The sequence below is a fragment of the Sphingorhabdus sp. EL138 genome (assembly GCF_945890115.1).
Classification (GTDB): Bacteria; Pseudomonadota; Alphaproteobacteria; order Sphingomonadales; family Sphingomonadaceae; genus Sphingorhabdus_B.
On sequence record NZ_CAMDCK010000035.1, the window covers coordinates 1 to 7,482 of the forward strand.

Sequence of the window (7,482 nt, forward strand, 5' to 3'; positions counted from 1 at the left end):
GTGAAGCCTGTGGCGACCGACATCCGGCGCCGCATGAAGCCAATTTGTTCGACCTACAGGCCAAATATGCCGAAGTCGTTTCGGAACGTGAAGCATGTGCTCTTCTAGGCGTGAACGAGGTACCATAAGCAGGTTTGGGATTGCGCGGATCATTTCCAATGCGTTACGGATGAGCTCACTCATCCGTTTTTAGGAGCGAGCCGAACACAAAGATGAGCGCAGTGCCAATCGCGTAAACCGGCAATACCGCATCCCAGGCCGACTTAAACACTGAATTTCCAAGATTTTTACGCGGGCGTTCTAATCAGAACGCTGATTAAAACGCAGGCTGCAACCCCGCTTTGGGCAGCAAAGGCGCTATCGCCTAAAGCATTGAAATCATTGGAGCGGGCGAAGGGATTCGAACCCTCGACCCCAACCTTGGCAAGATTCGGGTCGATGAAATTTTGTTGTTAGATTAGATGTTTATACGGTGTCTGAAAAATCCGAACACGATCCGAACATTCTCCAAGCAATTTGCCTAGAACGCTTTGTGTTCAATGCTGCAGCGAAAGCCACCACCTTAAACGATCCCGCCACTGGTGAGGCCTGGGTTCAGGTTTTCAGACAGCCCCTAAAAGCAGACGCCCATTACCGTATCATTTGATGGCAAAAATAGGTGGAGGCCGAATAGGTAGCTTGCGGCTCATGGTCCGCAAAAGCAGGTGTCGTGAACAGCAACACAGGCGGAATCAGTATTTTCTCAAGCAAACCGCCTTTTACTGCTTGCTATCGGAATAAACGGCTCGGCTCGCCGCAGGTGCGTCAAGTAGGACCCAAAGTGACACGGACGATGCCCCCAGCAGGGCGGCAACCGCTATCGCACGCGCCTTTCTAACCTCCATGCCGGGCCAGAGCGGTAGTGCCGATAGAACAGCCAACGCCAGTGGCAGGGCGACGGCGAAGGGAAGCGTCGGCCCCACCCCTTGCATCAACTGATGACCCAGCGACAACATATAGCCACCAACCAGTGCCATGATAGCGATTTGCACAGCTGTATGCCGCGCCAAAAGCGCAAACGTGGTGAGCAGCAGGGACAAAACCACGAAATAGGCAGCTGTTGGTGCCAGTGCTTGCGCGGCAAGACCGATGATAAACAGCGGCAGCGCGGCACCCACGACACCAACGCGGCTTGGCCGCCAGGTTGCAAACAGCACGAGAAATGCGGTTAGCGAGCCCAATGCGGCCATAACCTCTAACCGAGGGATCGCGGCCAAACGGTCATAATAATTGGCGGGCGCAAGCCCAAGCGATAAGCGGTTGAGCGCAAAGAGTATCACTGCGCTCCCCAATATCAGCGCCAGCATATGCCCGGCGCCGGCCGTCAGACCGTATGTTCCGTCCCGCCGTACGACCAAAACCAGTCCGCCTGCTGCCATGGTCATCATGACCCAGCCAAGCCAAACGGGATAGATCACAGTGAAGATACCGAATAGGTCAAAGAACACGGCGTCGGCCGCCCTTTGGGGAAGCCTATCTGCCTTAACGAGCGCGTCGGTAAGGTCGAGGACCTGCCCACCCATGTCCTGCAATGACCCTTGGTCAAGATTATCGGGCGTCGCCATTGGTGAATGGTAGAGGCCAGATCGCCCGATAAAGGCGACGTTATAGGCGGCGTAATCATGCTTGATGACAGGTGTCAGATCGGAGTCATTGGGCAGGACGGCATAAATGAAAGCGGCAAGTGAAGAGGCGCCAGGGCGACGGACCGCATCGGCATAGACATGCATTGCGGCACCGTTCTGGTGTGAGGTCTGAAACAAAGTGGTGCGTCCGCCGCCACCGCGTGCTTCCATATTAATCACTGCGCCGACGCTTTTGCGCAAAGGATGGTCAGCCCAAAATTGACGCGCGCCCTGTAGGCCAAGTTCTTCGCCATCGGTGACCAGCATGACCAGATCGCGTTCCTGCTGCCCACGGGCGCGGATTGCGCGCACGATTTCCAAGCTTGCAGCAACGCCTGCTGTATCGTCGGCCGCACCTGGCGAGCCCCAAACCGTGTCATGGTGCGACATCAGAACAACTGACGGCGCGCTGCGATTTTTTCCGGGGAGAATGCCGATTAAATTGACCAAATTGGCTGGTGGATCATTGCGTCCGCTCCAGTGATTGAGCCGTTTTGTCCCCTTGGCGTCGATGAGGCCTTTGCTGGTCGAAACCTCCATCCCAAGCGCTTCCATGCGGCGCATGATGTAATCACGCACGACTGCGTTCTCAGCCGAGCCGGTGGCGTGCGGATGCTTTGCTATGGTCCGCACATCCGCCATGGCCCGTATTGCGGAGAAGCTTTGCGCTGGGGCATTAGCGGGTATTGCTTTTGGCGGGGTCGTTGCAAAAAGCGTTAACAGCACAGCTATAACAAGCGCCACCAAAACCGGACCAAATTTCTTCATGCGCTTTCCCCTCGATCGGGCAGCCTGTTGCCCGCCCCACGAAGTCAGGTCAATATCTGCGTAACAAAGCTCTACACTTGCTTGTCCAGTGCGACCCCAACCCAACGTCAGGATCAGCTAGCTACCCAATTGCCGACGTTCGCAGCAAAGACCTTTTCGTGACCGCTTTGCGCCTAAATGCGGCCGCAGTGCAGAACAACTGCCAATGCCGAAACCTATGATTCCCACTTGCCGATTACCGCAATCGAACCTTGTGCCTAATTGACATTGCGCTCGTTCGCCGCCCAATAGGGCTCCCTTGCAAGTAAAACTAACGGATTCGACGTTGCACATCCTGGCGTCGAAAAAATGTGATTGGGAGATGGAATGATGGGTCTGAAGCTACACTTTGCACCGAATAGCCGCGCAAGCCGCATCAGTTGGTTGCTTGAAGAGCTTGAATTGCCCTACGAGTTGAACCTGATGGCGTTTCATCCCAAGGATCTCAAATCCGACGAACATCGCGCCCGTCATCCGTTAGGCCGTGTCCCGGTTCTCGACGACGGTGAAATATCGATTTTCGAATCCGGTGCCATTGTCGACTATATCCTGGAGCGGCACAAAAATGGCGGGTTGAAGCCCGCTGTCGCAAGCCATCACTTTGCCCCCTATCTCCAATGGTTTCATTATTGCGAAGGCATGGTGATGCCTCCCGTCAACACGATTGTCGTCCACACGCTACTTCTCCCGCCGGAGCGCCGCGACGAAACCGTCCTGGAGCAGGCTCGCAAATTGCTGACCCGAGCGTGGCAGCCGGTCGATGAAACGCTTGCCGGCAAGGATTATCTGATCGGCGATTTCTCAGGTGCAGATATCATGCTCGGCCATGCCGCTTTCATGAGCAATCGGCTGGGCTGCATTCCACAAGAAATGCCCAATTTGAGAGCCTATGTGCAGCGCATCAGCGAGCGCCCCGCCTTTGCCAAGGCAATTGTTATGGGTTTGTAAGGCAAACGCAAATAGCCCGGACTATTGCTCCGATAATCATATCCAACGACACAATTCTGGTTGCGACCCGGCCCTAGCCTTTTCGCAACATGATGTAGGCGCTGCGGGGCGGCGTTATCGATCCGGACGAGCCATCCACGATCGAAATAGCGCCTGGGGATCGTATTTATCCCGCACGGTGTCGAGCCGCGCGAGGTTTTCATCCTTCATGAAGAGAGCCGGCCTTTTTCCCAGGTTTTCATCTGCCAACTGGATGCCCAAAGCATGCGCCTGCATCGCGGCCATTCGCTCGGTAGCCCAATTGGCGTAACGGTCATCATCTTCCCCGCGCGTCCATTCGCCGTAAACTGCAAGATAGCGGTTTGCTTCAAGCGAGAAGGCCATGTCAGGGCGCTGCTGCGATGGATGCCAGTTGAGCCAAAGGCTGTGGCTCGGCGCGGGCGGCATAGTGGCGGCAATCGCTCGCAGGCCGGGTAGTAGGTCGTCGATAGGTGCGTCGGTCCAGATGTTATCGGTACACCAGCGCACGTCCGGCGGGAAATGTGTGATATTGGCAGCCCGAGACATCAAACTCGTATTCATGGGCACAAGCGGGGTGGTGAAGCTCGCCAGCTTCCGGATTGGGCTATCGGAGATAAAACGCACCGCTTCACGCGCTTCGGCCCAGCTGTCGGCAAGAACCGGCACGATGACTTCAATGCCGGGCTGGAAGATACCCAGCGCCTTAGGGGTGATGAGTATCTGAAGTTCGATGGATTGGGGAACGGCGCTGCCGATGTCATCGGCCCAGCGAAAGACCTGCTCCAGATGCCGTTGGCGAAAGACCTGCATCTTCAGCGCAGTGACCTTTTTGCGTGGGTGTAGCTTTAGGTGATAGCGCACCACTACCGCAAAGAAGCCAGGCCCCGATCCGCGCGCGGCCCAGAACAAGTCTGCATTCTCGGTGGCGCTGGCATGGACCTGACGGCCATCGGCCAGCACCAGATCAATCCCGATCAAACTCTCGGTCGCCAGTCCCAGTTCGCGGCTACCCCAGCCGAAACCGCCTTGCAGCAGAAACCCACCCATCGCGACATCGGGTGCATGGGCGATGGGGAAGAATAGCCCGTGCTTTCGCAGTGCATTATCTAGGTCGAGCCCCCAGCATCCGGGACCAACCAGTGCAATTCTGGTCACTGGATCAATGGTAATCTGGTTGAACCGGGCCATGCTCAGCAGCAGTCCGCCGTCGCGGATGTGGTTCTGCGCCCAGCTATGGCCGCCCGAAACGATGCTGACCTGCCAAAGGTTCTCGCGCGCTAGCTGCAAGGCGCCCTGCACATCACCTGCATCATTGGCTTCGACCAGAAGCTCTGGACGCACGCCGGGATCGCGCGCGTTAAAGCTGGTTGCGAGCACAGCCTTGTCGAAGCCGTCATCTCCGCGCCGCCAGACGCGGCCCCGCCCCGAGGGACGCTTCATGCCTGCTGCTCGCGATAGGCAGCGCCAAATTCATCGAACAATTGTGGGAGGAAGCCCGCCAGATGCGCCATTTCTTGCGCATTATGAACAAGCAGGTCTGCCGGTGCGGGAAGAAGTTTGCTTGCAACCGGACGAATGGCTCTCGCCAATCCTCGTCTTATGGCACCGGGATTATCGCCCAGCGCGGTATTTTCGCCACCCATCCACATGCGCGAACGCATTTCGCTGCCGCCCGCAACTGGGCGTAACTGGTGTAGAAGCCACCCGCCCTTGAGCGCAGTCCCGGGCACACCGACGCGCGCACAGATCACTACTTCACCCTGCGCGGCCAGCCGATCTGGGTTAAAGCCCATAACAGCAGGCGGCACAAAACCGATGGCCCCTTTCAAGACGCTTGGGCCAAGATACTCGGTGATCAGCGATGTCCGACCGATGTAGTTTTCGTCGTTGCGTCCATCAGCCCAGCGTGCGTCGATATGGGCCTTTGGGTGCCACAGCTTGTAGCGCTGCGCCTCGCAGCCGTGCCAGCCGAACCACCAGTCCCACATCCTAGGCGTTACACCCGGCATGTTGGTGAGGCAGAACACGCGGATTGCGCCGTCGGGCGGACAGGTATAGCCCGTCTCGACCGGCCCATAGCCCGGCTCGGCCATGTCGGCTGCGGCGCTGGCGGGCGCGAACAATTCATGCGCCTGCGGCCCGATCAGAAGCGCCTCGGCAACTTGCGGTTGGAGCGGTGCGAGCTCGGGATTGAAGAACTTGGCATAGGGGCTTTGCGCAAGCTCGTCCGGCGAGTATCCAAGGAGCCGTTGGTTCATGGCATTAGTCTCCAATGTTACTGGGGTTGTCATAGGCTGCCGCAAGCATAAGGCGCGATGTGTCGCTGCAATGCTGCAGCATGACCGCGAGCCACGCGCGCCGGACCTGCGCCATGCTCTCGCGGTTCGAGAAGAACCCCGAACCCCACATGCCAAGCACCGCAAGGAGCGTGATCGCGAGGTGGCGGCCCAACGACTGGACATCGGTGTCCGCGCGCAGTTCGCCATTGGACATAGCTTCCGCCATTAACGCGCGTGCCGATGCGATTGCGCGGTCGACGCTTGTGCTGCGAACCTCTGGATGATCGGAGGTCATGATCGCGGCATAAATACCCCGGTAATAGGTTTCATCGCTGTCGAAAAACGTCTCAATCTGCCCAAGCGCGCGCAACATGCGCGCTATCGCCGCACCGTCAGAGTGGGCCAAACCCAATTGGGTGAATTTGAAAACTGCCTCATCGAGCAGTGCGATTAGCACATCGGTCTTCGATCCAAATAGGTTGTAGGGCGTGCGCAGGCTGACTCCAGCCACTACGGCCAAGCGACGCATGGTGAGATTGTCCATACCTTCGCTGCGAATAATCGATTCTGCCGCCGCACAAATGCGCGCTCGGTTGAATGTTTTGGCCTCTTCGCGTCTTGACATGCTGTTTAGTTGAATAGTTTTATAACATGTGTCAATAATGTTTTGCGTCTGATGATGTGTTGACGTCGAAAAGGAGGATTGCAGCCGATGCCGCAGGATCGAATGACCTTAATAAACGTCGCAAAGTGGCTTGCGTGGTCGATGATCGCGATGGCGGTAATCGTGTTCACGGCTTGGGCGACATCGCCTGATCCACAGTTCAATCCGGCGAGCTTCGAGGAAGAACCACTTGTTCAGGGCTTCGCCCCGCTTGAACAGGCTATCACGCTTGCGCAGTTCCGTGCGCCGAATGGCGACACGCACACGTTGCTGGTGCTTGGCCGGGAAGGGGAGAGCGTTACCGGCATCGACCTCGCCGAACTCGGTGCCCCGGCGACAGCCGATCCGTTTGCGGCGTTGGCTGCCGTGAACCTGACCCCAGTATTGGCAGGGCGCGCTGGCACGATGCCGAAGGTAACGGTAGCGATAAGTGACCTGCTGCCATCTGGCACGGCTGGCACCCGCCAGATTGGTACGGGCACCAATTTCCCCGAGCACGCCGAAGAGGCTGAGAGCGGCACCGTGTTCCAGTTCCCTAAATTCGGCCCGGCCTCTTCTGCACGCACCCGAGTGCAGGCTCGAGAGGGCATCCTACTCGATTATGAGGTCGAGATTTGCGTCCGCTTCGACCGAACATTGCGAACGGTCGAGGACTTTGACCTAGCGGTAAAGGCGTTCTTCCTGTGCGGCGATTTCACCAATCGCAACGCGCTTATCAACCTGGCCGATCCGGACAATCTCGACTCAGGCAGCGGCTTTAGCGATGCCAAGAGCGGACCCGATTTTTTCCCGACCGGCCCTTTTCTTGTTATTCCCAGAGACTGGAAGACGTTCGTTGCCAACATCCGCATGACGACCGCAATCAACGATGCGCCGCGCCAAGACGCGCGCGGCAGCGAGATGACGCTCGACTTCCGAGGGCTTGCGCTAAAGGCCTTCACGGATATGACCAAATCGCGTTTTCTCTATCGCGGCAGCTATACCAAGCTCATGCCCGATGGCGCGATCCCGCCGAGCGCCACATTGATGTCTGGAACGGCTGAGGGCACGATCTTCACCCCACCAACACGCAGAGACCTGATCGATGCGGCGTTCGCTT

General features: G+C 57.6%; 6 protein-coding genes. 2 read left to right on the forward strand and 4 right to left on the reverse strand.

The genetic code is table 11. The features are described 5' to 3' along the window. Positions 1-758: 758 nt before the first annotated feature. Positions 759-2,432, reverse strand: a complete 1,674-nt coding sequence (locus tag Q0O07_RS11130; protein WP_295493675.1) for a M20/M25/M40 family metallo-hydrolase — start codon at positions 2,430-2,432, stop codon at positions 759-761. 366 nt (positions 2,433-2,798) lie between these two features. Here Q0O07_RS11130 and Q0O07_RS11135 point away from each other — a divergent pair, with 366 nt between their 5' ends. After that, positions 2,799-3,419, forward strand: a complete 621-nt coding sequence (locus Q0O07_RS11135) for a glutathione S-transferase family protein (protein ID WP_295493676.1) — start codon at positions 2,799-2,801, stop codon at positions 3,417-3,419. Between the two features lie 114 nt (positions 3,420-3,533). Here the strand turns inward: Q0O07_RS11135 and Q0O07_RS11140 are convergent, their stop codons facing one another. The 3 genes from Q0O07_RS11140 to Q0O07_RS11150 are packed head-to-tail and all read right to left on the reverse strand — an operon-like array spanning position 3,534 to position 6,344. Beyond that, positions 3,534-4,880 (reverse strand): FAD-binding oxidoreductase, encoded by a 1,347-nt coding sequence (locus Q0O07_RS11140; RefSeq protein ID WP_295493678.1) that lies wholly within the window; start codon positions 4,878-4,880, stop codon positions 3,534-3,536. After that, a complete protein-coding gene (locus tag Q0O07_RS11145; RefSeq protein ID WP_295493679.1) occupies positions 4,877-5,698 on the reverse strand; it encodes a hypothetical protein in 822 nt (273 codons plus the stop codon). Before Q0O07_RS11145 ends, Q0O07_RS11140 begins: the two co-directional genes overlap by 4 nt. Positions 5,699-5,702: 4 nt before the next feature. Next, complete coding sequence (locus Q0O07_RS11150; RefSeq protein ID WP_295493681.1) at positions 5,703-6,344, reverse strand: TetR/AcrR family transcriptional regulator; 642 nt, start codon at positions 6,342-6,344, stop codon at positions 5,703-5,705. A gap of 102 nt (positions 6,345-6,446) precedes the next feature. On the opposite strand from Q0O07_RS11150, the gene Q0O07_RS11155 reads away from it, so the two are divergent. Beyond that, a partial coding sequence (locus Q0O07_RS11155; RefSeq protein WP_295493683.1) for a fumarylacetoacetate hydrolase family protein occupies positions 6,447-7,482 on the forward strand: 1,036 nt, incomplete at its 3' end.